We start from the raw sequence: 24,620 nt of genomic DNA, 5'->3' as shown, positions 1-24,620 counted from the left end.
CCGCGGCGAGGGCCTGTAGTCGTAGGCCGACCCCCTCCCCGCGGAGTTCGGTGTTGCGGTTTCCCAAGCCCGTCGGCCGTCCCAGAGCGGACCCAAGAGTCCCGCAGCGGACCTAAGAGGAGCCCTACGCATCATGTCGAAGTCCGAGAACGCCATCGGTCGCCCGACCCCCATCACCGCCGACTCGGTCCAGCAGAAGCCGTCCGGTATGCCGGTGCACAAGTACGGCCGCTACGAAACGGTGGAGATCCCTGACCGTACGTGGCCGGACCAGCGCATCACCAAGGCCCCGCGCTGGCTGTCGACCGACCTGCGCGACGGCAACCAGGCGCTGATCGACCCCATGTCGCCCGCCCGCAAGCGCGAGATGTTCGACCTGCTGGTCAAGATGGGCTACAAGGAGATCGAGGTCGGCTTCCCGTCCTCCGGCGAGACGGACTTCAACTTCGTACGCTCGATCATCGAAGAGGGTGCGATCCCCGAGGACGTGACGATCTCCGTCCTGACCCAGGCGCGCGAAGAGCTGATCGAGAAGACCGTCGAGTCGCTGCGCGGCGCCCACCGCGCGACCGTGCACCTCTACAACGCCACGGCGCCCACCTTCCGCCGGGTCGTCTTCCGCGGCTCCAAGGAAGAGGTCAAGCAGATCGCCGTGGACGGCACGCGGCTGGTCATGGAGTACGCCGAGAAGATCCTGGGCGACGAGACCATCTTCGGCTACCAGTACAGCCCCGAGATCTTCACCGACACCGAGCTGGACTTCGCCCTGGAGGTCTGCGAGGCGGTCATGGACGTCTGGCAGCCCGAGGAGGGCCGCGAGATCATCCTGAACCTGCCCGCCACGGTCGAGCGTTCCACGCCGTCCACCCACGCGGACCGCTTCGAGTGGATGTCCCGCAACCTGTCCCGCCGCGAGTACGTCTGCCTGTCGACCCACCCGCACAACGACCGCGGCACCGCCGTCGCCGCCGCCGAGCTGGCCGTGATGGCCGGCGCCGACCGCGTCGAGGGCTGTCTGTTCGGCCAGGGCGAGCGCACCGGCAACGTCGACCTGGTCACCCTGGGCATGAACCTGTTCAGCCAGGGCGTCGACCCGATGATCGACTTCTCGCAGATCGACGAGATCCGCCGCACCAGCGAGTACTGCAACCAGATGGAGGTCCACCCGCGCCACCCCTACGCGGGCGACCTGGTCTACACCGCCTTCTCCGGCTCCCACCAGGACGCCATCAAGAAGGGCTTCGACGCGCGGGAGGCCGACGCGGCCGCCGCGGGCAAGAGCGCGGACGAGATCGAGTGGGCGGTGCCGTACCTGCCCATCGACCCCAAGGACGTCGGCCGCTCCTACGAGGCCGTCATCCGCGTCAACTCCCAGTCCGGCAAGGGCGGCATCTCCTACGTCCTGAAGAACGACCACAAGCTGGACCTGCCGCGCCGCATGCAGATCGAGTTCTCCCGGACCATCCAGGAGAAGACCGACACCGAGGGCGGCGAGGTCACCCCGGCGGCCATCTGGTCCACCTTCCAGGACGAGTACCTGCCCACCCCGGAGAACCCCTGGGGCCGTATCTCGCTGCGCTCCGCGCAGACCTCCACGACGACCGAGGGCACGGACGCGCTGACCGTCGAGGCGGTCGTGGACGGCCAGGACACGGTGCTGACCGGTACCGGCAACGGCCCGCTGGCCGCGTTCTTCGACGCGCTGCACGCGATCGACGTGGACGTCCGTCTGCTGGACTACGTCGAGCACACGATGAGCGAGGGCGCCGGGGCCCAGGCCGCCGCGTACATCGAATGCGCCATCGGCGACAAGGTTCTGTGGGGCGTCGGCATCGACGCGAACATCGTCCGCGCCTCGATCAAGGCCGTCGTCTCCGCCGTCAACCGCGCGAGCCGCTGACGCCCGTACGGGTGCATCCGGCAAACCCGCTGACCGGGTCCCGGACCGTACCGATGGGCCGGTTTCCCGGCCCGTCGTGAGGCCGCACGGAAGGCCCCGCCCCGCGTCTCCGCGCGGGGCGGGGCCTTCCGCATCTCCCGGTACGACATGCTGACGCGACGGACCTGATGTGGCTAACATCACGTCAGCGCGACAGCGTTGCCGCGGGAATACCTCCCGTGCCCGTCAGGGCCACGGGGGCGTTACGGAGGTTGGGCGTGATGCACAAGCTGGGCATGGTGGGCGTGCGCACGTCATGGCGCACGCTCGCCGACGGCGAATTCTTCTGCACCGAGTGCGGTGGTGACCGCAACTACCGCCGACGTACGGGCAAGCGCCGGCTGACCCTGCTCGGCATCCCCCTCTTCCCGCGCGGTACGGCCGGGCCCGTCCTGGAGTGCTCCTCCTGCCGCGGCCACTTCGGCCTCGACGCCCTGGACCACCCGACCACGACCCGCTTCTCCGCGATGCTCCGCGACGCAGTGCACACGGTGACGCTCGCGGTGCTCGCCGCGGGCGGTACGTCCTCCCGCCCCGTCCGCGAGCAGGCGGTCTCGGTCGTACGGGCCTCCGGCTTCACCGAATGCACGGAGGACCAGCTGCTCTCCCTGCTCGCCGCGCTCGCCGCGGACACGGGCCGGCTCCCCGGCACGTACCACGACGGCCGCGACGGGCTCGATCCCTGCGGAACCGCGCTGGCCATAGAGCTCCACGAAGCGCTGGAGCCGCTCGCCCCGCATCTCGCCCCTGCGGGGCGGGAATCCCTGCTGCTGCAGGGGGCCCGTATCGCGCTGGCGGACGGCCCCTACACCGGCCCGGAGCGGGAAGTCCTCACGACGGTGGGGGCAGCGCTGTCGCTGGACGACGCCGACACGGAGCGGCTGCTCGCCGCGGCGCGTACGCCCTCCTAGAGCTTGAGGGTCGCGACGAACCTCGTCCACGCGTCGGTGGAGAAGACGAGCACCGGGCCGTCCGGGACCTTGCTGTCCCGGACGGGCAGTACGCCGGGGACGTTGGTGGCGACCTCGACGCAGTTGTCGCTGACGCCGCTGCTGTAGCTGCTCTTGCGCCATTCGGCGATGCTCAGGTCCTGTGCGCGCATTGTCTCCAGTCCTCCGCTGCCGACTCGATCAGATGCAGGGACGCCTCTGGCGACAGAGCGACGGCCCTGAGCAGATCGTAGACCTCGGTCGAGCGTTTCACCGTGGCCGGTTCGTCCAGCAGTTCCCCGGAAAACTGGCCCTCTGTACAGGCAGTTGGTGGGGCGTCCTCGAACTCCATGAGCCGCAGGGGCCTCATGGCCGGAGGCGCCCCGACTGTGTACGGGACGATCTGGATCAGGATCCGGCGACTGCGCACGAGTTGCGTCAGGTGGTCCAGCTGCGCCGCCATGGCGCCCGGCCCGCCCACCGGGATGCGGAGGACGGTTTCGTGCAGGATTGCCCAGTACACGGGCGCCGCGGCGTCTTTGAGGATGCGGGCACGCTCCATCCGGGCTGCCACCATCTCCTCGATGGCCTGCTCGGTGTTGAGCGGGTTCGCGGCCAGCATGAGCGCCCGCGTGTACTCGGGCGTTTGGAGCAGCCCCGGCACGAGCATCGGCTCGAATTCGTAGATCTTGGTGGCGAGCGTCTCCAGCTCCACGACCGGCGCGAAGTAGTGCATGTAGCGCGGATTGTTAATCAGCTTCTCGCACAGGCGGGCGAAAAAGCCGTCCGTGTCCAGCGTCTCGTCGATTCGTTCGGCGACATCCAGTTGCGGTTTGCGGATCGCCTGTTCGAACTGGCCGATGTAGCCGCCTGATACGAAGACCCGCCTGCCCAGCTCCTGCTGGGTGAGGCCACCGGCCTCCCGCCGCCGTTTCAGCTCCGCGCCGAAGAATTCCCAGGCGACCTGACGTGGTTTGGCCATGGCCTAACTCCCTCGCGCTGCCGCGCACTTGTAGCGCGTACAAGGCTGCCGATTTTAGATCCGCACCCGCACGCTGAGTACATGAACAGCGAAAGTCTCCCGGAGGGAAAAACCGTGACGGGAAAGTGGAACAGGCGGTTGGCGGCGGAAAGCGTCGGGGACGCGGAGGCGGCGGTGCGGGAATTGCGGGACGTACTCGCGCGGGCCGGTGTCGTGCTCCCTTCGCTCCGCCTCGACCTCATTTCGTGCGCGTACGAAACCCCTCGGCCGCTGGTCGAATTCGGGCGTTGCACGGTCGGAACGGCACGGAAACTGATCGCCGTGCTGCAGGAGCGCGAGAAGGAAGCGAGCGAGGAACGATGAGCGCCGCGGTGGGTTCGTACGTCATGGACACCCGGACGGGCAGAGTCGGGCTGGTGATGGGAAGCGAGGGGCCGTACCTCCAGCTGCGGCCCGTCGGTGGCGGGCGGGAGTGGGACTGTGATCCCGAGGCGGTGCGCGACGCCACCGCCCAGGAGCGGCTGCGCGCGGCCACGGCGTATGTGAACGCCCGCAGCCGGGGCGAGGTGGGCTGATAGGGGCCGGCTCAGCCGAGGACGTACTGTTCGTCGCCGAATTCGGCGACGATCTTCAGTTTCCCGCCGAGCGCGCGGACATAGGCCGCCAGCGTGTCGACCTCGCTGCGTTCAAGTTCGCCGCGCTCGATGCGGGAGACTCGCGCTTGGGTGACACCCATGGCCGAGGCGACATCGACCTGGGAGGCGTGCTGGCGTTTGCGGATTTCCGCGAGGCGGTACGCGCGTACGGTCGCGATCATTTGTTCCGCACCGTGTTCGACTTCGGCCTGCTCGGCGGGAGAGAAGTCGAACTCCTTCACGAGGTCGCTCCAGCGGGCTGCGTTCGGGTTCGTGCGCGACGGACGGCTCACCGTTCCTCCTCCAGCTGTTCCAAGTGGTCTTCGCAGGCTTGCTCTGCGTGCGGGATCGCGGTCCGGTACCAGCCTTTCCAGTCGCCGGACTTGTCCCCTCCGACAAGGAAAACCGCGCGGCGCCCAGGGTCGAACACGAACAACAGGCGCACCTCGGTGCTGCCGGACGCCCCTGGGCGCAGTTCCTTCAGGTTGGCGATCCGGGACCCTCGGACGCTGTCGACGAGCGGGCGACCGAGGCCCGGGCCTTCCCGTTCGAGAGCAGTGATGGCCATGCTGATCTGGAGGAGCGTGGTCCGGTCCTCCTTGCGTAAGGCGTGCAGCCATGACAGCGCCGGCTCCACCGCGATCATGACCGCTATGACATGGTGCGCAAGCGTTGTACCCGCTGCTGAAGCTCGGGCGCAGAGCAACCTCTTCGGGGGACGTGCCCGCTTTTGGGGCGTACGGGGCGCGGGCGTGCGGTACCGGCTCGGGGAGAGTCGCGCCCGGCTCGGGCCCTGTCCTGCCGTACGCGACAATGGGCGCATGAGTCTGTTCCGTGATGACGGTGTCGTGCTGCGCACCCAGAAGCTGGGTGAGGCGGACCGGATCATCACGCTGCTGACCCGCGGGCACGGCCGGGTACGGGCCGTGGCCCGCGGTGTGCGGCGGACGAAGTCCAAGTTCGGGGCGCGGCTGGAGCCGTTCTCCCATGTGGACGTGCAGTTCTTCGCGCGGGGCGCCGAGCTGGTCGGGCGCGGGCTGCCGCTGTGTACGCAGAGCGAGACGATCGCCGCGTACGGTGGCGGCATCGTGCGGGACTACGACCGGTACACCGCGGGGACCGCGATGCTGGAGACGGCGGAGCGGTTCACCGACCACGAGGGTGAGCCGGCGGTGCAGCAGTACCTCCTGCTCGTGGGCGGGCTGCGGACGCTCGCCTCCGGGGAGCACGCCGCGCATCTCGTCCTGGACGCGTTCCTGCTGCGGTCGCTCGCCGTGAACGGCTACGCACCGAGCTTCGACGACTGCGCGCGGTGCGGAATGCCCGGTCCGAACCGGTTCTTCTCGGTCGGTGCGGGCGGAGTGATATGCGGGGAGTGCCGAGTGCCCGGCAGCGTCGTACCCTCCTCGGAGTCGATCGCGCTGCTCAGTGCGTTGCTGACGGGGGACTGGCGGACGGCGGACGCGGCCGAGGCCCGGCACGTCCGGGAGGGCAGCGGGCTGGTCGCGGCGTATCTGCAGTGGCACCTGGAGCGGGGACTGCGCTCGCTCCGCTACGTAGAGAAGTAACCACCCAAGAGCTCCACCCAAGAGCTGTACCGAAGAACTAGGAGACGTGGCACGCATGGCACGACGTGGGATTCTGGGCCGCTCGCGGCGGGAGTACCGGACGCCGGAGCCGCACCCGTCCGGTGCCCGGCCGCCGAAGATCCCCGGTGAGCTGGTGCCCGAGCACGTGGCCATCGTCATGGACGGCAACGGCCGCTGGGCGAAGGAGCGCGGCCTGCCGCGCACCGAGGGGCACAAGGTCGGCGCCGAGCAGGTGCTGGACGTGCTGCAGGGCGCCATCGAGATGGGTGTGAAGAACGTCTCGCTGTACGCCTTCTCCACCGAGAACTGGAAGCGGTCGCCCGACGAGGTGCGCTTCCTGATGAACTTCAACCGCGACTTCATCCGCAAGACGCGGGACCAGCTCGACGCGCTGGGCATCCGGGTGCGCTGGGTGGGCCGGATGCCGAAGCTGTGGCGCTCGGTGGCCAAGGAGCTCCAGGTCGCGCAGGAGCAGACCAAGGACAACGACGGGCTGACGTTGTACTTCTGCATGAACTACGGCGGCCGCGCGGAGATCGCGGACGCGACGAAGGCGCTGGCCGAGGACGTGAAGGCGGGGCGCCTTGACCCGTCGAAGGTGAACGAGAAGACCTTCGCGAAGTACCTGTACTACCCGGACATGCCCGAGGTGGACATGTTCCTGCGGCCCTCCGGTGAGCAGCGCACGTCGAACTACCTGATCTGGCAGAGCGCGTACGCCGAGATGGTCTTCCAGGACGTGCTGTGGCCGGACTTCGACCGGCGGAACCTGTGGGACGCGTGCCTGGAGTACGCCAAGCGGGACCGGCGCTTCGGCGGCGCGCTGCCGAACGAGGTCGCCCAGCCGGACCAGGCCCCGGGCCAGGCCGCGCAGCAGGGCGCCTGAGCGGACGCTGAAGGGCCCGGGAGCCGCCGCTGCGGCTCCCGGGCCCTTCCGTGCTTCTTCGGTCCTGTGGCGTCCCTCAGGACGCCCCCGCGGCCTTCGCGCAGTCACCGCACGTGCCGAAGATCTCGATCGTGTGCGCGACGTCACGGAAGCCGTGCTCCGCCGCGATCTGATCGGCCCACTTCTCCACCGCCGGGCCCTCGACCTCCACGGCCTTGCCGCAGGAGCGGCAGACCAGGTGGTGATGGTGGTCGTCGGTGCTGCACCGGCGGTAGACGGCCTCGCCCTCGCTGGTGCGCAGCACGTCCACCTCGCCGGCGTCGGCCAGCGACTGGAGCGTGCGGTAGACCGTGGTGAGCCCCACCGAGTCGCCCCGGTGCTTGAGCATGTCGTGCAGTTCCTGCGCGCTGCGGAACTCGTCGACCTCGTCGAGCGCCGCGGCCACGGCGGCTCGCTGCCGCGTCGACCGGCCGCGCACCGGAGATCCCGCGCTCGTCGCCACCGTTGCCTCCCTTAGGCGTAGAACATCCCCCTGCGGAACGTCCGGCCATTGTGCCAGGTGATGACCGGAGCCCGGGTGGGACGCTTACACCCGCACGCCGACGTCGTCGGCGGGCGGCCGGGCGCCCGGCACCTCCAGGGTGCACCCCTGCTCGTCCCGTACGGCCGCCCGCGCGCGTTTTTTCGCCAGTGGCGCCGCGATCAACGAGAAGACCGCGAAGACCGCGATGGCCAGCAGGACGATGCTCGCACCCGGCGGCACGTCCACGTAGAACGACACGGCCGTACCGGAAAGCGTGACGATCACGCCGATCGCCACCGCGATGGCGAGGGTCGCGGCGAAGCCGCGGGTGGCCTGCTGAGCCGCCGCTACCGGCACCACCAGCAGCGCGCTGACCAGCAGCAGCCCGACGGCGCGCATGGCGACGGTGACGGTGACGGCCGCGGTGACCGCGAGGAGGAGGTTCAGTACGCGTACCGGCAGGCCGGTGACGCGGGCGAACTCCTCGTCCTGGCAGATCGCGAAGAGCTGGCGGCGCAGCCCGAGCGTGATCACGAGGACGAAGGCGGCCAGGATCGCGGTGACCGTGACGTCCTCGGGGGAGACGCTGGTGATGGAGCCGAAGAGGTAGCTCGTGAGGTTCGCGGTGGAGCCGCCGGGGGCGAGGTTGATGATCAGTACGCCGCCGGCCATGCCGCCGTAGAAGAGCATGGCGAGCGCGATGTCGCCGCGGGTCTTGCCGTACGAACGGACCAGCTCCATGATCACCGCGCCGACCGTGGCGACCAGGACGGCCATCCATACAGGCGAGGTGTTGAGGAGCACGCCGAGCGCGACACCGGTCAGCGCGACGTGGCCGATGCCGTCGCCCATGATCGCCTGGCGGCGCTGCACGAGATAGATGCCGACGGCGGGCGCGGTGATGCCGACGAGAGCCGCGGCGATCAGCGCCCGCTGCATGAAGGCGTAGGTGAGGATGTCCATCTCAGGTCAGCAGTCCTGTCCGGACGGGCTCGTGGGCCGCGTCCGCGTGCGGGTGTACGTGATCGTGGCCGGGCAGGGCGTGCTGGCCGACGGCCTCCGGGGGCGGCCCGTCGTGGACGACGCAGCCGTCCCGCAGCACCACGGCGCGGTCGATCAGCGGCTCCAGGGGGCCCAGCTCGTGCAGCACGAGCAGGACCGTGGCGCCGGCCTCGACCTGCGTGCGCAGCGTCTGCGCCAGCACCTCCTGGCTGGCGAGGTCCACGCCGGCCATCGGCTCGTCCATGATCAGCAGTTCGGGCTCGGCGACCAGCGCGCGGGCTATCAGCACGCGCTGGTGCTGGCCGCCGGAGAGCGCGCCGACCGAATCCTTCGCCCGGTCGGCCATGCCGACCTTCTCCAGGGCCGCCGTCACGGCCGCCCGGTCCGCCTTGCCCGGCCACTTCAGCTTCGTACGGGCCAGCCGGCCCGCCGCCACGACCTCGCGGACCGTGGCGGGCACCCCGCCGGCCGCGGTGGTGCGCTGCGGTACGTAGCCGATGCGCGCCCAGTCCTTGAAGCGGCGCGCGGGCGTGCCGAACAGCTCCAGCTCGCCGGCGCTCAGCGGGACCTGGCCGACCACCGCGCGCACGGCCGTGGACTTGCCGGAGCCGTTGGCGCCGAGCAGCGCGACGACCTCGCCGCGCCGCACGGTCAGGTCGATGCCGCGCAGCACGGGGCGGGCGCCCAGCGCGGCGCTCGCGCCGCGCAGCGAGACGACGGCCGGGGTGTCGTCCGTACCGCTCATGGCAGCTCCTTCCCTGGCGTGGGGCCCGGTCACTTGGCGCCCAGTGCCTTCTGCAGTGCCTTGAGGTTGGACTCCATGACGGAGAGGTAGTCGTCGCCCCGGGACTTCTTGGTGATGCCCTCGATGGGGTCGAGCACGTCCGTCTTGGCGTGCACGTCCTTGGCCAGCGTCTTGGCCATGTCGGGGCTGGTGAGCGTCTCGAAGAAGACGGTGTGCACGTCGTGCTCCTTCGCCAGCCCCTGGAGCTCCTTCACGCGGCTGCCGCTGACGTCGGTGGCCTCCGGGTCCAGGCCGCTGATGGCCTCCTCGGTGAGGCCGTAGCGCTCGGCGAGGTAGCCGAAGGCGGCGTGGGTGGTGATGAAGGTGTCCGACTTACGGTTCTTCAGCCCGTCCTGGTACTCCTGGTCGAGCTTCTCCAGCTCCTTGACCAGCGCGTCGGTGTTCTTCTCGTAGTCGGCCTCGTGCTTAGGGTCCGCGGCGGCGAGGGTCTTGCCGACGCCCTTGGCGGCCTCGGCGTACTTCACGGGGTCCAGCCAGATGTGCGGGTCGAGGCCGGACTCGCCGTGGTCGTGGCCCTCGTGGCTCTCCTCGTGGCCCCCCTCGTGGCCGTGCTCGTCACCGTGGCCGCCGACCTCGGCGCCGTGGCTCTCCAGGGTGGTGAACGAGGCGGCGTCGGCGGTGTGCTTCACGCCGGACTGCTTCACGGCCTCGTCCACGGCCGGCTGGACGCCCTTGAGGTAGACGATCGCGTCGGACTCGCCGAGCTGGGCCGTCTGCTTCGGGCTGAGCTCCAGGTCGTGCGGCTCGGTGCCGGGGGCGGTGAGGCTGGTCACCGAGACGTGCTTGCCGCCGATCTTCTCGGCGAGGAACTGCATCGGGTAGAAGGACGCCGTCACGGCGAGCTTGCCGTCCTCCTTGCCCGTGCCACCGGAGGCGGAGCAGGCGGAAACGGCGAGAAGGCCCAGGACAGCGAAGCCGGCGAGGGCCGCGGTGGATATGTGACGGCGTACGTTCATGACAGTCATTTTCAACTAGGCTGGAAACGATTGTCAACAAACCAGGTGAGACGGGGACAGCGGCGGGAACCGATTTGATCCAGGGGGCATGGCCGCCGGTAACCTGAAGCATTCGCCCGCCCGTCTCCCGACCACCACCCCTCAAGGAGGCGCCAGGGCGCCGCTCCTATTAATCGTTCGTCGTCGCAATGAAGAGAGCACCGTGGCCGCCGACAAGATCGACACCATCGTCAGCCTGAGCAAGCGCCGTGGCTTCGTATACCCGTGCAGTGAGATCTACGGCGGCCAGCGCGCCGCCTGGGACTACGGTCCGCTCGGTGTGGAGCTCAAGGAGAACATCAAGCGTCAGTGGTGGCGCAACATGGTCACCTCGCGCGACGACGTGGTCGGTCTCGACTCGTCGGTCATCCTGGCCTCGGAGGTCTGGGTCGCGTCCGGCCACGTCGCCACCTTCACGGACCCGCTGACCGAGTGCACCTCCTGCCACAAGCGGTTCCGCGCCGACCACCTCGAAGAGGCCTACGAGGCCAAGCACGGCCGGCTGCCCGCCAACGGCATGGCCGACATCAACTGCCCGCACTGCGGCAACAAGGGCGGCTTCACCGAGCCCAAGCAGTTCTCGGGTCTGCTCTCCACGCACCTCGGCCCGACCCAGGACTCCGGCTCGGTCGCGTACCTCCGCCCCGAGACCGCCCAGGGCATCTTCACCAACTTCGCCCAGGTCCAGCAGACCTCGCGCAAGAAGCCCCCGTTCGGCATCGCCCAGATGGGCAAGTCGTTCCGTAACGAGATCACGCCGGGCAACTTCATCTTCCGCACCCGCGAGTTCGAGCAGATGGAGATGGAGTTCTTCGTCAAGCCGGGCGAGGACGAGCAGTGGCACGAGTACTGGATGGAGCAGCGCTGGAACTGGTACCGCGACCTGGGCCTGCGCGAGGAGAACATCCGGTGGTACGAGCACCCCAAGGAGAAGCTCTCCCACTACTCCAAGCGCACCGCTGACATCGAGTACCGCTTCCAGTTCGGCGGCTCGGAGTGGGGCGAGCTGGAGGGTGTGGCCAACCGCACCGACTACGACCTCTCCTCGCACTCCAAGGCGTCCGGCCAGGACCTGTCCTACTTCGACCAGGAGGCCGGCGAGCGCTACACCCCGTACGTCATCGAGCCCGCGGCCGGTGTCGGCCGCGCGATGCTCGCCTTCATGCTCGACGCGTACATCGAGGACGAGGCGCCCAACGCCAAGGGCAAGATGGAGAAGCGCACCGTCCTGCGCCTGGACCCGCGCCTGTCGCCGGTCAAGGTCGCCGTCCTGCCGCTGTCCCGGAACCCGCAGCTGTCCCCGAAGGCCAAGGGCCTCGCGGCGGACCTGCGCAAGAACTGGAACATCGAGTTCGACGACGCGGGCGCCATCGGCCGCCGCTACCGCCGCCAGGACGAGATCGGCACGCCGTTCTGCGTCACCGTCGACTTCGACACCCTCGACGACAACGCGGTGACCGTGCGCGAGCGCGACACGATGAAGCAGGAGCGCGTCTCTCTGGACCAGATCCAGGCTTACCTGGGCGGGCGTCTGCTGGGCTGCTGACGCAGCGGTTCGTCGGCGTGGCTCCCGGGGCGGGGCCGCGCCTTCGTGGCGGACGTGTCACGTCCGCTGTGCTTGATCGCGCAGTTCCCCGCGCCCCTGAGGGGCGCGGAGGCCGCGCAGTACCAGGTCGCGGACCGCGGCGTACTCCGACTCGATGGTCGCGCGGGACCACTCCGCCGCGTGCGCCGGATCGTGGAAACGGGCGGTCGCGTCGAAGACGGCGCGGGCCGTGGCCTCGGGGTCGGGGGACGTGAACACGCCCTGGGCGACGCCGTCCGCGACGATCCGGGCGAGCTGGCCGACGAGCTCGGCGACATGCGCGTCGACGACCCGCGCGGTCTCGGTCGTCAGGACCAGGTACGTCGCGAACAGCTCCGGGTCGTCGCCCGCCTTGTGCCGCTTGGCCGTGAAGAGCGTCTCCAGCCAGTCGGACAGCCGGTCGGCGGCCGGCCCCTCCGTGTCCCGCGCCAGCTCCTCCAGCCGCGCGCTCGTACGGTTCAGCCAGAGCTCCGTGACCGCCTCGCGCAGCGCCGCCTTCGTGGGGAAGTGCCGGTAGACGCTGCCGTGACTGACGCCCAGTACCCGCGCCACGTCCACCACCGTGGCCTTGGCCTGGCCGTGCCGGCGCAGCACCTCTTCGGTGGCCTGGAGGATGCGTTCGCGGGTCAGCGGCTCGGGCGGCATGGGACGGTCGGGCCTTTCGGGTCGGCGAGGGCGGGCGGGGCGCCGTGATACGGACGGTATCCGACGCCCCGCGTGCCGTCGCGTCCGGTCAGCGCTCGCTGTCCAGGTGCGCCATCTGGTTCGCCGGGTAGCGGTCGCCTGCCGCCGCGCCGGCCGGCACCGCCTGCTCGACGGCCGCCAGATCACCGGCGTCCAGCGTGACGTCCACCGCGCCGAGCGCCTCGGACAGCCGCTCGCGGGTACGGGCGCCGATCAGCGGCACGATGTCCTCGCCCTGGGCGAGCACCCAGGCGATGGCCGTCTGCGCGACCGAGACGCCCTTCTGCTCGGCGATCTTCCGCAGCGCCTCGACCAGGCTGAGGTTGTGGTCGAGGTTGGCGCCCTGGAAGCGCGGGCTCATCCCGCGGAAGTCGTTCGCGGCGAGCTGCCGGTCCCGGCTGAAGTGGCCGCTGATCAGGCCGCGGGAGAGCACGCCGTACGCGGTGATCCCGATGCCCAGCTCGCGGGCCGTGGGCAGGATCTCCTGCTCGATGCCGCGCGAGATGAGGGAGTACTCGATCTGGAGGTCGGAGACCGGCGCCACGGCGGCCGCCCGGCGCAGCGTCTCCGCGCCGACCTCGGACAGGCCGATGTGGCGTACGTGCCCGGCCTCGACCAGCTCGGCGATGGCGCCGACGGTCTCCTCGACCGGTACGTCCGGGTCCAGGCGGGCGATGCGGTAGATGTCGATGTGGTCGGCGCCCAGGCGCTGAAGCGAGTAGGCGGCGAAGTTCTTCACCGCGGCCGGGCGCCCGTCGTAGCCGGTGAAGCCGCCCTCGACGGTGCGCAGGGCACCGAACTTCACGCTCAGCAGCGCCTTTTCGCGGGCCCCGGCGGGCGCGGTGCGCAGCGCTTCGTTGATGAGCAGTTCGTTGTGGCCCATGCCGTAGAAGTCGCCGGTGTCCAGGAGGGTGATCCCGGCGTCCAGCGCGGCGTGGACGGTGGCGAGGGACTCGGCCCGGTCGGCGTCCCCGTAGAGCGCGGACATGCCCATGCAGCCGAGGCCGAGGGCGGAGGTCTGCGGGCCGGTGGTGCCAAGAGTGCGCGTCTGCATGACCCCACCGTCGCATGACAGCTGACAGATTTCAATAGTTGTCAGCTGATCGCAGATGTCGGCGCGTCGCGGGCCTCAGGAGAGGGCACGGGGCAGCCGGAGCGACAGGACCGGCATGGCCGGCAGGCCGACGAACTGCACGGCGAGCGCCGCGAGCAGCCACTGCGCTCGGCACGCCGCTCGACCACGTAGAACGCCCAGGCCAGCAGGGGCGCGGCGGCCGGCAGCAGCCATGACCACAGGGGGCCGCCGGCCGCCCGGCCCTCGGTCAGCGGCAGCAGCAGCGCGACCAGGGCGAGCGCGAAGAGCGCCGTACCGGCCCGGTCGCCGCGGGCCGGGCGCGCCGCCCGGCTGCCCGGTACCGAGACCCGGCCCAGCAGCAGGATGGCGATCACCACCGGCACGTTCACCAGGAAGATCGCGCGCCAGCCGGTACCCAGCAGGTCGGCGGAGACCAGCGGCCCGCCGAGCAGCTGCCCGGCGACCCCGGCGACGCCGCCCGTCGCGCCGTACAGGCCGAGCGCCCGGCCGCGCCGGCCGCCGGACGTGGTCGCGTGGCTGGTGGCCAGCGCCTGCGGCAGCATCACCGCGGACGCCGCGCCCTGCGCGGCCCGCGCCGCGACCAGCGTCCAGGCGTCCGGCGCGAGTCCGCACGCCAGTCGCGGGAACGGCTGGCGCGGCTGCAGGAGCTGGCGGTGGCGGCCCGGTAGCTCAGCCGACCGGGGCCCGGTAGCTCGGTCGGCCGGCCCGGCCGCTCAGCCGCCCTGGCGGCTGCCCGCCGGCCGGCCGTCCGCCGGTGCCGGCTCGCCCTCCAGCCGGTCGGCGGCGCGGCGGGCCGTCTCGCGGGCCCAGCGGCCGCTGGTGAGCGCGCCGACGAGGAGGACGGCCAGGCCGCAGCCGGTGAGGATCCGCCAGGCCGGGCGGCTCGCCTCGGCGAAGCGGTCGGAGGCGGCGGCCGCCCCGGCGCCGCTCGCCAGCACCGCACCGATGACGGCGACGCCCAGGGACTGGCCCACCTGGCGGCTGGTGGAGGCCACCGCCGCCGCGACCCCGGCCTGCGCACGCGGCATCCCGGATACGGCGGTATTGGTGATCGGCGCGTTGACCAGGCCGAAGCCGATGCCGAAGAGCACGTAACCGGTGAAGAGCAGCGGTGTGCTGGTCTCCGCCTCGAAGCCGGCGAAGAGGACGCCGCTGATCACCATGCCGGCACCGGCCAGCAGCAGCGGCAGCCGCGGCCCGCGGGCGCCCACCAGCCGCCCGGACAACGGTGCGAAGACCAGTGTCATCGCCGCCATCGGCAGCATGTAGAGGCCCGCGTGCAGCGCCGAGAGGCCGCGGACGTCCTGGAGGTAGAGCGTGTTGACGAAGAGGAAGCCGCCGAGCGCCGCGAACGCGCTCACGGCGATCACGGTCGCGCCGCTGAACGGTGCGCTGCGGAAGAAGCGCAGCTCGATCAGCGGTTCGGTGCGCCGCCGCTCGTAACCGATCAGCCCGGCGAGGGACAGCACGGCCAGTGCGGTGCAGCCCATGATCAGGGGCGAGCCCCAGCCCGCCTCGGGCGCCTCGATGATCGCGTACGTCAGGGAGCCGAGCAGCAGGATGACCAGCAGCTGGCCCACGGGGTCGGGGCGGCGCGGATGGGGCGCGCGGGAGTGCGGGACGTAGCGCATGGTCAGGAAGAGCGCGAGCAGCCCGATGGGTACGTTGATCCAGAAGATCGCCCGCCAGTCGACGGCCTCCACGAGCAGTCCGCCGACCACCGGCCCCGCCGCCATGCTGAGGCCGACCACGCCACCCCACACACCGATCGCACGGGCCCGCTCGCGCGGCTCGGTGAAGGTGTTGGTGATGATCGACATCGCGACGGGGTTGAGCATCGAACCGCCCACCGCCTGCACCATCCGGAACGCCACCAGCCATGGCAGGCTCGGCGCCAGGCTGCACAGCAGCGATCCGAGGGTGAAGACGATCAGCCCGGCCTGGAACACCCGGCGGCGGCCGAGCCGGTCCGCGGTCGAGCCGGCCAGCATCAGCAGCGACGCCAGGACGAGGGTGTAGGCGTCGATGGTCCACTGCATGCCGGAGACGGAGGCGTGCAGATCCTTGCGGAGGGAGGGCAGGGCGACGTTCAGGACGGTGTTGTCCAGGCTGACGATCAGCAGGCTCATGCAGCAGATCGCCAGCACGAGCATCCGTCGCCGGTGGGTGAGCTCGGGCATGGTTGAACGCTACAACGATTCGCTGTGCGCGGCCGGGCGGCGATGGCCGACCGCAGGGGCGACCCGCTTCGCACGTGCGCGACAATGGGAGACCGCACCCGTCCCGTACGTCGAATCCCTACCCGTCGAAGGAACCCGCTCCCTATGTCCTCGCTGCAGATCGGCCCGCACAGCGTGCAGCCCCCGGTGGTCCTCGCGCCGATGGCCGGGATCACCAACGCGCCCTTCCGGACCCTGTGCCGGGAGTTCTCGGGCGGCAAGGGCCTCTTCGTCAGCGAGATGATCACCACACGCGCGCTGGTCGAACGCAACGAGAAGACCATGCAGCTGATCCACTTCGACGCGACCGAGAAGCCGCGCTCGATCCAGCTGTACGGCGTCGACCCGGACACCGTCGGCAAGGCCGTCCGCATGATCGCGGAAGAGGACCTCGCCGACCACATCGACCTCAACTTCGGCTGCCCGGTCCCCAAGGTGACCCGCAAGGGCGGCGGCTCGGCCCTCCCGTACAAGCGCCACCTGCTGCGCTCGATCCTGCGCGAGGCCGTCGGCAACGCCGGATCGCTGCCCGTCACGATCAAGATGCGCAAGGGCATCGACGACGACCACATCACCTACCTCGACGCCGGGCGGATCGCCGTCGAGGAGGGCGTGACGGCGGTCGCGCTGCACGGCCGCACCGCCGCCCAGCACTACGGCGGCACCGCCGACTGGGACGCCATCGCGCGCCTGAAGGAGCACGTCGGCGCGGTCAGTGACATCCCGGTGCTCGGCAACGGCGACATCTGGTCCGCCGACGACGCCGTACGGATGATGCGCGAGACCGGCTGCGACGGCGTGGTCGTCGGCCGCGGCTGCCTCGGCCGCCCCTGGCTCTTCGGCGACCTGGTCGCCGCCTTCGAGGACCGGCCCGAGGACTACGCCCGGCCGACCATGAAGGAGGTCGCGGACGTCATGCTCCGGCACGCCACGCTCCTCGGCGAGTGGCTGGGCGACGAGGCCCGCGGCGTGATCGACTTCCGCAAGCACGTGGCCTGGTACACCAAGGGCTTCTCGGTCGGCTCCGAGATGCGCCGCAAGCTCGCCGTCTCCTCCTCGCTCGCCGAGCTGGCCGACCACCTGTCCGCGCTGGACCTCGACCAGCCCTGGCCGGCCGGCGCCGACGGCCCCCGCGGCCGCACCTCCGGCCGCAACAAGGTCGTCCTCCCGGACGGCTGGCTGGACGACCCGTACGACTGCACGGGCGTCAGCGTGGACGCGGAACTGGACACGTCGGGCGGCTGACCGGCCCCTCAGGGCGCGTCGTCCGTGGCGCAGGTGCGGATCGCGGCGTACGTGTCGGGGCGGGCGGCGCGCAGGTAGCGGGCCCAGGCGGTGCCGAGGCGGCGACGATCAAGAAGACGGTGCCGGGGTGGCGTGCAAGAAGGACCCGTACCGCAGCCCGGTCCCAGCATCTAGAGTGCTTAATCGTGGAACTCAGGCACCTGGAACACTTCGTCGCCGTTTCCGAGGAGCAGCACTTCACCCGTGCTGCCGAACGGCTGCACATCGCCCAGTCCGGCCTGTCCGCCTCCGTACGGGCCCTGGAACGGGAGCTCGGCGCCGACCTCTTCACCCGCACCACCCGCCGCGTCCAACTCACCGCCGCCGGCCGCGCCTTCCTCGTCGAGGCGCGCCGCACGCTGGCCGGCGCGGCGGCCGCACGGGAGGCGGTCGCGGCCGTACGCGGCCTGTTCACCGGCACCCTCGCCGTCGGCACCGAGCAGTGCATGGGCATCGTCGACCCGGTGTCGCTCCTGGCCGACCTGCGCGGACGCCACCCCGGCGTCGAGGTCCACATGGTCCAGTCCGGCTCGGCCCACCTGCTGGAGGAGATCCGCCGCGGCAGCCTGGACCTGGCGTTCGTGGTGTACGAGGGGCACGAGGAGGGGGTCCGCATCCGCCCCCTGGCGACGGAGCCGATGATGCTGCTGTGCCGCCCGGACCACCCGCTCGTCTTCAGCGGCGACCCGCTCCCGGCGCACAGCGGCGAATCGCTGGCCGTACAGGCGCTGGCCGGTGAGGTCTTCGTCGACCTGCACCGCGACTGGGGCGCGCGGCGGGCAGCCGACGCGCTGTTCGCCGCGGCGGGCACGCGCCGCACGGTGGCGATGGAGGTCAACGACGTCTACACCCTCCTCGACCTCGTGGCGCGGGGAATGGGCGTCGCGGTGGTGCCCCGCCCGGTCACCCACAAGGACCAGGCACGCGGCCTCGTCGCCGTACCGCTCGCCGCCAACACGGTGTGGAACGTGGGTATCGCCGTACCCCGCAGCGGCCGCCTCTCGCCCGCCGCGCAGGCCCTTCTGGCCAGCCTCCCCGAGATTGAGCACCAGAAGCGCTGAATCCGATCAGGATTGGATGTTGGACGCAGCTGAGTCGGAACGCCAGGGTGGACGCGGGGCGGGCAGGACAGGGCACCGTCCCGTGAACTGACGTGGCGAAAGGCTGCTCCCATGGCGCAGGAAGTACGCGGAGTCATCGCAGCGGGGAAGAATGAGCCGGTGCGGGTGGAGACGATCGTGGTGCCGGATCCGGGTCCGGGGGAGGCTGTGGTCCGGGTGCAGGCGTGCGGGGTGTGTCATACGGATCTGCATTACAAGCAGGGCGGGATCAGTGAGGAGTTTCCGTTTCTGCTGGGGCATGAGGCGGCGGGGGTGGTGGAGTCGGTGGGGGAGGGTGTCGCCGAGGTCGCGGCCGGGGATTTCGTGATTTTGAACTGGCGGGCGGTGTGCGGGCAGTGCCGGGCGTGTTTGCGGGGGCGTCCGCAGTACTGCTTCGCCACGCACAATGCCGGGCAGAAGATGACGCTGGTGGATGGGAGGGAGTTGTCGCCGGCGTTGGGGATCGGGGCGTTTGCGGAGAAGACGCTGGTGGCGGCGGGACAGTGCACGAAGGTGGATCCGTCGGTGTCGCCGGCGGTGGCGGGGTTGCTGGGCTGTGGGGTGATGGCGGGCATCGGCGCGGCCATCAATACCGGCAATGTGGGCCGGGGTGACTCGGTGGCCGTCATCGGCTGTGGCGGGGTCGGGGATGCGGCCATTGCCGGGGCGCGGTTGGCGGGGGCGGCGAGGATCATTGCGGTGGATATCGATGACCGGAAGCTGGCCAAGGCGGAGTCGGTCGGTGCCACGCATACGGTGAACTCCACGGCGGTGGACCCGGTGGAGGCGATCCGGGAGCTGACCGGTGGCTTCGGGGCGGATGTGGTGATCGAGGCGGTGGGGCGTCCGGAGACTTACAAGCAGGCGTTCTACGCCCGCGACCTGGCCGGGACGGTCGTCCTGGTCGGCGTGCCGACCCCCGACATGACTCTGGAGCTGCCGTTGCTGGACGTCTTCGGGCGGGGTGGGGCGTTGAAGTCCTCCTGGTACGGGGACTGTCTGCCCTCCCGGGACTTCCCGATGCTGGTGGATCTGCATCAGCAGGGGCGTCTGGATCTGGGGGCGTTCGTGACCGAGACGATCGGGATCGGGGATGTGGAGAAGGCCTTCGCGCGGATGCATGAGGGTGATGTGCTGCGTTCGGTGGTGGTGCTGTGATGGCGGCCCGCATTGAACACCTCGTCACCTCCGGCACGTTCACCCTCGACGGCGGTACCTGGGACGTCGACAACAACGTCTGGATCATCGGCGACGACACCGAGGCGATCGTCATCGACGCCGCGCACGACGCCGGCGCCATCCTCGAAGCCGTACGCGGCCGCCGCCTGCTGGCGATCATCTCCACGCACGCGCACAACGACCACATCGACGCCGCGCCCGAACTCGCCGACCGGGCGGCCGCGCCCGTCCTGCTCCACCCGGAAGACTGGCCGCTGTGGAAGCAGACCCACCCCGACCGGCTGCCGGACGGTGAGCTGGCGGACGGGCAGGTGTTCACGGTTGCCGGTACGGAGCTGACGGTGCTGCACACGCCGGGGCACGCGCCCGGCGCGGTGTGCCTGTACGCACCCGCTCTGGGGGCCGTTTTCACCGGGGACACGCTCTTCCAGGGCGGGCCAGGGGCGACCGGGCGGTCCTTCTCGGACTTCCCGACCATCATCGAGTCGATCAAGGAGCGGCTGCTGACGCTCCCGCCGGAGACGAAGGTGCTGACCGGGCACGGCGACACCACCGTCATCGGGGACGAAGCGCCCCATCTGGAGGAGTGGATCCGCCGCGGCCACTGAGCCGTAACCGCCCCCGTCGCTCGCCGACCGAACCGGCCCTCAGGGCGTCAGCCGCGCCACCCGCCGCATCACCTCGCGGCAGAAGCGGCCGGCGTCCTGGGGGCCGTCGGTGTACTGCGACGGTTCCGCCGGGCCGCCGGGCTGCCGGGGCGCCGGGCCGCCGGGCCGCCGGGCCGTACGGCTCGGGGTGCCGGTAAATGTGGCCCCGAACGATACGCCCGTACGAACCGAGCGAGGTCTCCGTGACGAAGCGCGCCCTGGTCATCGCCCACGACCACCTGTCCACCGCGGGACATGTCGGCGACCGGCTGGCGCAGCGCGGATACGCGTTCGACGAACTGCTCGTGGTCCCCGCCGAGCGGTACGCGTCTCCGGACGTCGAGCCCCGGTTTCCGGCGGTCGCCGAATATGACCTGATCCTGTCGCTCGGCGCGCCGTGGTCGGTGAACCGCATGAACGAGTGGATACGGGCGGAGCTGGACCTGCTGCGGGACGCGCGGCGGCTGGGCATACCCGTGCTCGGCATCTGCTTCGGTGGGCAGCTGCTGGCCGCCTCGCTCGGGGGATCGGCCGAGCGGGCCCCGCGCTTCGAGCTCGGGTGGACGGAGGTCGAGGCGGACGAGCCGGAGCTGGTCGGGCCGGGGCCGTGGTTCCTATTCCACGGGGACCGGTGGCTGCTCCCGGAGGCCGTACCGGAAGGGGGCGGCGCCGGTCTGCCGCTCCGCGAACTCGCGCGCAACGAGGTCGCGTCGCAGGCGTTCGTCTGCGGGCGGTCGATGGGGGTGCAGTTCCATCCGGAGCTGACGCCGGAGGTGCTGCGGGCCTGGTTCGACCACGACGACACGGGTGTCGCGGAGGCGCTCGGCGCCGACCCCGACGCGCTGGTCAAGGAGGTGCGGGCGGCGCTTCCCGAGACGCGGGAACGGGCGTACGCGCTCGTGGACGCCTTCCTGGAGCGGGTCGCGACGGCGGATGACGGCGGCGTTACGTGTCCGCCGGCGGGTCCGAATCGTGGGATCGGAGGGCCTCGCGGCGCGTGATTCTCGCCACCCTTGATAAGGGGGGCGCTCAGATGAGCGTTTCATCGGGGCTCTATGTCTCCAAGGCTGGCACTGGGTGCCATGGATCTTGAGTTCAAGCGATCAAGAGAGTCGTCGCGCTCCGTGCAGAATCGACCGTGATCATCCGCACCTTCCGGAGTCATGAGTTCAGAAGATGTATGCATGGGGTCGGGACAGGCGACTTTCGATCTGTTGGCTGACGCCGGGTTACGGGCGTATGTCGACCGAGTGGACGTACCCAGACGCCTTCGATCTGGGTATGTTCCTCGCCGTCAGGGCAGCCCGTCCGCGAGGAGTCAGTCCCGTGTCGGAAACACAAGATCCCCACGTAACCCAGTCGGCCGAGGCCGTGAAGTCGGCGAAGTTCGTCTACGACTTCACCGAGGGCAACAAGGACCTGAAGGATCTGCTCGGCGGGAAGGGTGCGAACCTCGCCGAGATGACCAATCTGGGACTTCCCGTCCCGCCTGGCTTCACGATCACCACCGAGGCATGCAAGGAGTACCTCGAGAGCGGTGCGGAGCCGGCGGCACTCCGTGCCGAGGTGTCCGAGCATCTGGACGCCCTGGAGCGCCGGATGGGCAAGAAGCTCGGACAGGCCGACGACCCGCTGCTCGTCTCGGTGCGTTCCGGTGCGAAGTTCTCGATGCCCGGCATGATGGACACCGTCCTGAACATCGGGCTCTCCGACGAGTCGGTGGGCGGCCTCGCCCAGCAGGCCGGCTCCGAGCGCTTCGCGTGGGACTCGTACCGCCGGCTCATCCAGATGTTCGGCAAGACCGTGCTCGGTGTGGACGGTGACCTCTTCGAGGAGGCGCTGGAGACGGCCAAGCGGGCCAAGGGCGTGAAGGTCGACGTCGAGCTGGACGCGGCCGACATGAAGAAGCTGGTCGGGCAGTTCAAGGAGATCGTCGCCAAGGAGACGGGCCGCGACTTCCCGCAGGACCCGCGCGAGCAGATGGACCTCGCGGTCCGCGCGGTCTTCGAGTCGTGGAACACCGACCGGGCCAAGCTGTACCGGCGCCAGGAGCGCATCCCGGGCGACCTCGGCACGGCCGTCAACGTCTGCTCGATGGTCTTCGGCAACCTCGGCCCCGACTCCGGTACCGGCGTCGCCTTCACCCGCGACCCGGCCAGCGGCCACCAGGGCGTCTACGGCGACTACCTGCAGAACGCGCAGGGCGAGGACGTCGTCGCCGGTATCCGCAACACCGTTCCGCTCGCGGAGCTGGAGCAGCTCGACAAGAAGTCGTACGACGAGCTGATGCAGATCATGGAGACGCTCGAAACGCACTACAAGGACCTGTGCGACATCGAGTTCACCATCGAGCGCGGCAAGCTGTGGATGCTGCAGACCCGCGTCGGCAAGCGGACCGCGGGCGCCGCCTTCCGTATCGCGACGCAGCTGGTCGACCAGGGACTGATCGACGAGGCGGAGGCGCTGCAGCGGGTCAACGGCGCGCAGCTGGCGCAGCTGATGTTCCCGCGGTTCGACGAGAAGGCGCTGCGTCCAAAGGGCGGGAGGGCCGAGCTGATCGGCCGCGGCATCGCCGCGTCGCCGGGCGCGGCCGTCGGCAAGGCCGTCTTCGACTCGTACACCGCGGTGAAGTGGTCGCGTTCGGGCGAGAAGGTCATCCTCATCCGCCGCGAGACCAACCCGGACGACCTCAACGGCATGATCTCCGCCGAGGGCATCCTCACCTCGCGCGGCGGCAAGACCTCGCACGCCGCCGTCGTCGCCCGCGGCATGGGCAAGACCTGTGTCTGCGGCGCCGAGGAGCTGGAGGTCGACACCAAGCGGCGCTGCCTGACCGCGCCCGGCGGTGTGGTCATCGAGGAGGGCGACGTCGTCTCCATCGACGGCTCGACCGGCAAGATCTACCTCGGTGAGGTGCCGGTCGTGCCCTCGCCGGTCGTGGAGTACTTCGAGGGCCGGATGCACGCCGGCGCGGACGACGCCGACGAGCTGGTCAAGGCCGTGCACCGGGTCATGGCGTACGCGGACCGGGTGCGCCGGCTGCGGGTACGGGCCAACGCCGACAACGCCGAGGACGCGGCGCGCGCCCGCCGGTTCGGCGCCCAGGGCATCGGCCTGTGCCGCACCGAGCACATGTTCCTCGGTGAGCGGCGCGAGATGGTCGAGCGGCTGATCCTCGCCGGCACCGACGACGAGCGGCAGGCCGCGCTCGCGGAGCTGCTGCCGCTGCAGAAGGGCGACTTCGTCGAGCTCTTCGAGTCGATGGACGGGCTGCCCGTGACGGTCCGGCTGCTGGACCCGCCGCTGCACGAGTTTCTGCCCGACATCACCGAGCTGTCGGTGCGCGTCGCGCTCGCCGAGTCCCGCAAGGACTCCAACGAGAACGACCTGCGCCTCCTCCAGGCCGTGCACCGGCTGCACGAGCAGAACCCGATGCTGGGTCTGCGCGGTGTCCGCCTCGGCCTCGTCATCCCCGGCCTGTTCGCCATGCAGGTGCGGGCGATCGCGGAGGCGGCGGCAGCGCGCCGGGCCGCCAAGGGCGATCCGCGTGCGGAGATCATGATCCCGCTGGTCGGTACGGTCCAGGAGCTGGAGATCGTCCGCGAGGAGGCCGAGCAGGTCATCGCCGAGGTCGAGCAGGCCCACGGTGTGGAGCTCGGGCTCACCCTCGGCACGATGATCGAGCTGCCGCGTGCGGCGCTCACGGCCGGGCAGATCGCCGAGTCCGCCGACTTCTTCTCCTTCGGTACGAACGACCTCACGCAGACCGTGTGGGGCTTCTCCCGGGACGACGTGGAGGCCAGCTTCTTCACCGCGTACCTGGAGAAGGGCATCTTCGGCGTCAGTCCCTTCGAGACCATCGACAAGGACGGCGTGGGCTCGCTCGTACGGAACGCCGCGGAGGCCGGCCGGGCCACCCGCCCCGACCTCAAGCTCGGCGTCTGCGGTGAGCACGGCGGCGACCCGGAGTCGGTGCACTTCTTCCACCAGGTGGGGCTGGACTACGTCTCCTGCTCGCCGTTCCGCATCCCCGTGGCGCGGCTGGAGGCGGGCCGCGCGGCGGCCGAATCCAAGGGCAGTGACAGCCGCTGACCCGTACCGAGGGCAGCGGTAGCCGCTGACCTCCGGAAAGACTCGTCTGCCGGTCGGTGCACGAACACCGGCCGGCAGGCGGCGGACGGCCGGTACGCCGGCCGTGGACGACCGGAGCCGCTGGATGGGCCCCCGACCCTCAGCCGATCAAGGGGCTCCGGTTCGCCTGAAACGAGGGCGGCACCTGTGCGGAGGTGCCGCCCTCGCCTTTTCCGGACTCCCCCCTCGGGAGCTGCCGCCGCCAGCTCGGCCCGGGCGGCGGCCTTCGGCGGGTAGCGGGACGGCCGGTGACGGCTCGTCACCCCCCACGGGTCCGAGCAATCCGTGCCGTCCGTATCGCCGCCGAATTGAGTATCAGCATTCCGGGAGTTCGGTCCCGGCGCGACCCTTTTCAGATCTGGCCAAAAGGGCGTGGTGACCCCACATGGGCGTGTGCATACTCGGGTGCT

General features: G+C 70.4%; 26 protein-coding genes. 13 read left to right on the top strand and 13 right to left on the bottom strand.

Features of this window, described 5'->3' with window-relative positions:
- Nucleotides 1–133: 133 nt before the first annotated feature.
- Together leuA and AAC944_RS13030 are read left to right on the top strand one after the other, a co-directional pair.
- The gene (gene leuA / locus AAC944_RS13035) at nucleotides 134–1,900 is read left to right on the top strand and encodes a 2-isopropylmalate synthase (RefSeq protein WP_030625107.1); all 1,767 of its coding nucleotides are present in this window, start codon (nucleotides 134–136) and stop codon (nucleotides 1,898–1,900) included.
- Between the two features lie 260 nt (nucleotides 1,901–2,160).
- Nucleotides 2,161–2,850 (top strand): TerB family tellurite resistance protein, encoded by a 690-nt coding sequence (locus AAC944_RS13030; RefSeq protein ID WP_030625104.1) that lies wholly within the window; start codon nucleotides 2,161–2,163, stop codon nucleotides 2,848–2,850.
- Here the strand turns inward: AAC944_RS13030 and AAC944_RS13025 are convergent.
- Together AAC944_RS13025 and AAC944_RS13020 are read right to left on the bottom strand one after the other, a co-directional pair.
- A complete protein-coding gene (locus tag AAC944_RS13025; protein WP_030625101.1) occupies nucleotides 2,847–3,041 on the bottom strand; it encodes a DUF397 domain-containing protein in 195 nt (64 codons plus the stop codon). The genes AAC944_RS13030 and AAC944_RS13025 overlap by 4 nt on opposite strands.
- Nucleotides 3,023–3,850, bottom strand: a complete 828-nt coding sequence (locus AAC944_RS13020; protein ID WP_030625093.1) for a helix-turn-helix domain-containing protein — start codon at nucleotides 3,848–3,850, stop codon at nucleotides 3,023–3,025. The genes AAC944_RS13025 and AAC944_RS13020 overlap by 19 nt, the downstream gene beginning before the upstream one ends.
- An 81-nt stretch (nucleotides 3,851–3,931) precedes the next feature.
- Here AAC944_RS13020 and AAC944_RS13015 point away from each other — a divergent pair, with 81 nt between their 5' ends.
- Both AAC944_RS13015 and AAC944_RS13010 read left to right on the top strand, forming a co-directional pair.
- Nucleotides 3,932–4,213 (top strand): hypothetical protein, encoded by a 282-nt coding sequence (locus AAC944_RS13015; RefSeq protein ID WP_051872440.1) that lies wholly within the window; start codon nucleotides 3,932–3,934, stop codon nucleotides 4,211–4,213.
- Nucleotides 4,210–4,425 (top strand): hypothetical protein, encoded by a 216-nt coding sequence (locus tag AAC944_RS13010; protein WP_030625089.1) that lies wholly within the window; start codon nucleotides 4,210–4,212, stop codon nucleotides 4,423–4,425. The genes AAC944_RS13015 and AAC944_RS13010 overlap by 4 nt, the downstream gene beginning before the upstream one ends.
- An 11-nt stretch (nucleotides 4,426–4,436) precedes the next feature.
- On the opposite strand, the gene AAC944_RS13005 is transcribed toward AAC944_RS13010, so the two are convergent.
- Both AAC944_RS13005 and AAC944_RS13000 read right to left on the bottom strand, forming a co-directional pair.
- Nucleotides 4,437–4,778, bottom strand: coding sequence for an XRE family transcriptional regulator (locus AAC944_RS13005; RefSeq protein ID WP_030625087.1), 342 nt, complete (start codon nucleotides 4,776–4,778; stop codon nucleotides 4,437–4,439).
- Nucleotides 4,775–5,131: a type II toxin-antitoxin system RelE/ParE family toxin gene (locus tag AAC944_RS13000; protein WP_030625085.1), complete on the bottom strand. Its 357-nt coding sequence runs from the start codon at nucleotides 5,129–5,131 to the stop codon at nucleotides 4,775–4,777. The genes AAC944_RS13005 and AAC944_RS13000 overlap by 4 nt, the downstream gene beginning before the upstream one ends.
- Before the next feature lie 175 nt (nucleotides 5,132–5,306).
- Here AAC944_RS13000 and recO point away from each other — a divergent pair, with 175 nt between their 5' ends.
- Both recO and AAC944_RS12990 read left to right on the top strand, forming a co-directional pair.
- Nucleotides 5,307–6,053 (top strand): DNA repair protein RecO, encoded by a 747-nt coding sequence (gene recO / locus AAC944_RS12995; RefSeq protein WP_030625083.1) that lies wholly within the window; start codon nucleotides 5,307–5,309, stop codon nucleotides 6,051–6,053.
- 55 nt (nucleotides 6,054–6,108) lie between these two features.
- Nucleotides 6,109–6,960 carry an isoprenyl transferase gene (locus AAC944_RS12990; RefSeq protein ID WP_030625079.1) on the top strand — a complete coding sequence of 284 codons (852 nt, stop codon included), beginning with the start codon at nucleotides 6,109–6,111 and terminating at the stop codon, nucleotides 6,958–6,960.
- Nucleotides 6,961–7,036: 76 nt separating this feature from the next.
- Here AAC944_RS12990 and AAC944_RS12985 read toward each other — a convergent pair whose 3' ends face one another.
- From AAC944_RS12985 to AAC944_RS12970, 4 genes are all read right to left on the bottom strand, one after another.
- Nucleotides 7,037–7,462 carry a Fur family transcriptional regulator gene (locus AAC944_RS12985; protein WP_030625076.1) on the bottom strand — a complete coding sequence of 142 codons (426 nt, stop codon included), beginning with the start codon at nucleotides 7,460–7,462 and terminating at the stop codon, nucleotides 7,037–7,039.
- 84 nt (nucleotides 7,463–7,546) lie between these two features.
- Nucleotides 7,547–8,446 (bottom strand): metal ABC transporter permease, encoded by a 900-nt coding sequence (locus AAC944_RS12980; protein WP_030625073.1) that lies wholly within the window; start codon nucleotides 8,444–8,446, stop codon nucleotides 7,547–7,549.
- Between the two features lies 1 nt (nucleotide 8,447).
- Nucleotides 8,448–9,230, bottom strand: coding sequence for a metal ABC transporter ATP-binding protein (locus AAC944_RS12975; RefSeq protein WP_030625070.1), 783 nt, complete (start codon nucleotides 9,228–9,230; stop codon nucleotides 8,448–8,450).
- Nucleotides 9,231–9,259: 29 nt separating this feature from the next.
- The gene (locus AAC944_RS12970; RefSeq protein ID WP_030625067.1) at nucleotides 9,260–10,246 is read right to left on the bottom strand and encodes a metal ABC transporter substrate-binding protein; all 987 of its coding nucleotides are present in this window, start codon (nucleotides 10,244–10,246) and stop codon (nucleotides 9,260–9,262) included.
- A gap of 202 nt (nucleotides 10,247–10,448) precedes the next feature.
- Between AAC944_RS12970 and AAC944_RS12965 the strand changes: the two genes are divergently transcribed.
- Nucleotides 10,449–11,831 carry a glycine--tRNA ligase gene (locus tag AAC944_RS12965; protein WP_030625066.1) on the top strand — a complete coding sequence of 461 codons (1,383 nt, stop codon included), beginning with the start codon at nucleotides 10,449–10,451 and terminating at the stop codon, nucleotides 11,829–11,831.
- A 57-nt stretch (nucleotides 11,832–11,888) separates the two neighbouring features.
- Here AAC944_RS12965 and AAC944_RS12960 read toward each other — a convergent pair whose 3' ends face one another.
- The 4 genes from AAC944_RS12960 to AAC944_RS12945 all read right to left on the bottom strand — a co-directional run bounded on the left by AAC944_RS12960 (nucleotide 11,889) and on the right by AAC944_RS12945 (nucleotide 15,830).
- Nucleotides 11,889–12,515 carry a TetR/AcrR family transcriptional regulator gene (locus AAC944_RS12960; RefSeq protein WP_051872439.1) on the bottom strand — a complete coding sequence of 209 codons (627 nt, stop codon included), beginning with the start codon at nucleotides 12,513–12,515 and terminating at the stop codon, nucleotides 11,889–11,891.
- Between the two features lie 88 nt (nucleotides 12,516–12,603).
- Complete coding sequence (locus AAC944_RS12955; RefSeq protein ID WP_030625060.1) at nucleotides 12,604–13,608, bottom strand: aldo/keto reductase; 1,005 nt, start codon at nucleotides 13,606–13,608, stop codon at nucleotides 12,604–12,606.
- Between the two features lie 41 nt (nucleotides 13,609–13,649).
- Nucleotides 13,650–14,267, bottom strand: a complete 618-nt coding sequence (locus AAC944_RS12950; protein ID WP_438272824.1) for an MFS transporter — start codon at nucleotides 14,265–14,267, stop codon at nucleotides 13,650–13,652.
- A gap of 96 nt (nucleotides 14,268–14,363) precedes the next feature.
- A complete protein-coding gene (locus AAC944_RS12945) occupies nucleotides 14,364–15,830 on the bottom strand; it encodes an MFS transporter (RefSeq protein WP_037773652.1) in 1,467 nt (488 codons plus the stop codon).
- A 144-nt stretch (nucleotides 15,831–15,974) separates the two neighbouring features.
- Here AAC944_RS12945 and dusB point away from each other — a divergent pair, with 144 nt between their 5' ends.
- Nucleotides 15,975–17,114: a tRNA dihydrouridine synthase DusB gene (gene dusB, locus AAC944_RS12940; RefSeq protein ID WP_030625051.1), complete on the top strand. Its 1,140-nt coding sequence runs from the start codon at nucleotides 15,975–15,977 to the stop codon at nucleotides 17,112–17,114.
- An 8-nt stretch (nucleotides 17,115–17,122) separates the two neighbouring features.
- Here the strand turns inward: dusB and AAC944_RS12935 are convergent, their stop codons facing one another.
- Nucleotides 17,123–17,284 carry a hypothetical protein gene (locus tag AAC944_RS12935; protein WP_196943387.1) on the bottom strand — a complete coding sequence of 54 codons (162 nt, stop codon included), beginning with the start codon at nucleotides 17,282–17,284 and terminating at the stop codon, nucleotides 17,123–17,125.
- Between the two features lie 15 nt (nucleotides 17,285–17,299).
- Between AAC944_RS12935 and AAC944_RS12930 the strand changes: the two genes are divergently transcribed.
- The 5 genes from AAC944_RS12930 (at nucleotide 17,300) to ppdK (ending at nucleotide 24,171) form a co-directional block, all read left to right on the top strand.
- Entirely contained in the window at nucleotides 17,300–18,214 is a 915-nt protein-coding gene (locus AAC944_RS12930; protein ID WP_030625049.1) for a LysR family transcriptional regulator, read from the top strand.
- 111 nt (nucleotides 18,215–18,325) lie between these two features.
- A complete protein-coding gene (locus AAC944_RS12925) occupies nucleotides 18,326–19,411 on the top strand; it encodes an S-(hydroxymethyl)mycothiol dehydrogenase (RefSeq protein ID WP_368397169.1) in 1,086 nt (361 codons plus the stop codon).
- Nucleotides 19,411–20,040 (top strand): MBL fold metallo-hydrolase, encoded by a 630-nt coding sequence (locus AAC944_RS12920; protein ID WP_030618488.1) that lies wholly within the window; start codon nucleotides 19,411–19,413, stop codon nucleotides 20,038–20,040. The genes AAC944_RS12925 and AAC944_RS12920 overlap by 1 nt, the downstream gene beginning before the upstream one ends.
- 242 nt (nucleotides 20,041–20,282) lie before the next feature.
- On the top strand, nucleotides 20,283–21,080 hold the full coding sequence (locus AAC944_RS12915; RefSeq protein ID WP_368397168.1) for a type 1 glutamine amidotransferase: 798 nt from the start codon (nucleotides 20,283–20,285) through the stop codon (nucleotides 21,078–21,080).
- A 325-nt stretch (nucleotides 21,081–21,405) separates the two neighbouring features.
- Nucleotides 21,406–24,171, top strand: coding sequence for a pyruvate, phosphate dikinase (gene ppdK, locus AAC944_RS12910; RefSeq protein WP_078888715.1), 2,766 nt, complete (start codon nucleotides 21,406–21,408; stop codon nucleotides 24,169–24,171).
- Nucleotides 24,172–24,620: the final 449 nt, after the last annotated feature.

This window comes from Streptomyces sclerotialus, from assembly GCF_040907265.1.
Lineage (GTDB): Bacteria > Actinomycetota > Actinomycetes > Streptomycetales > Streptomycetaceae > Streptomyces > Streptomyces sclerotialus.
Note: the sequence above shows the minus strand (reverse complement) of the source record. Positions and strands in the feature narration are given on the sequence as shown.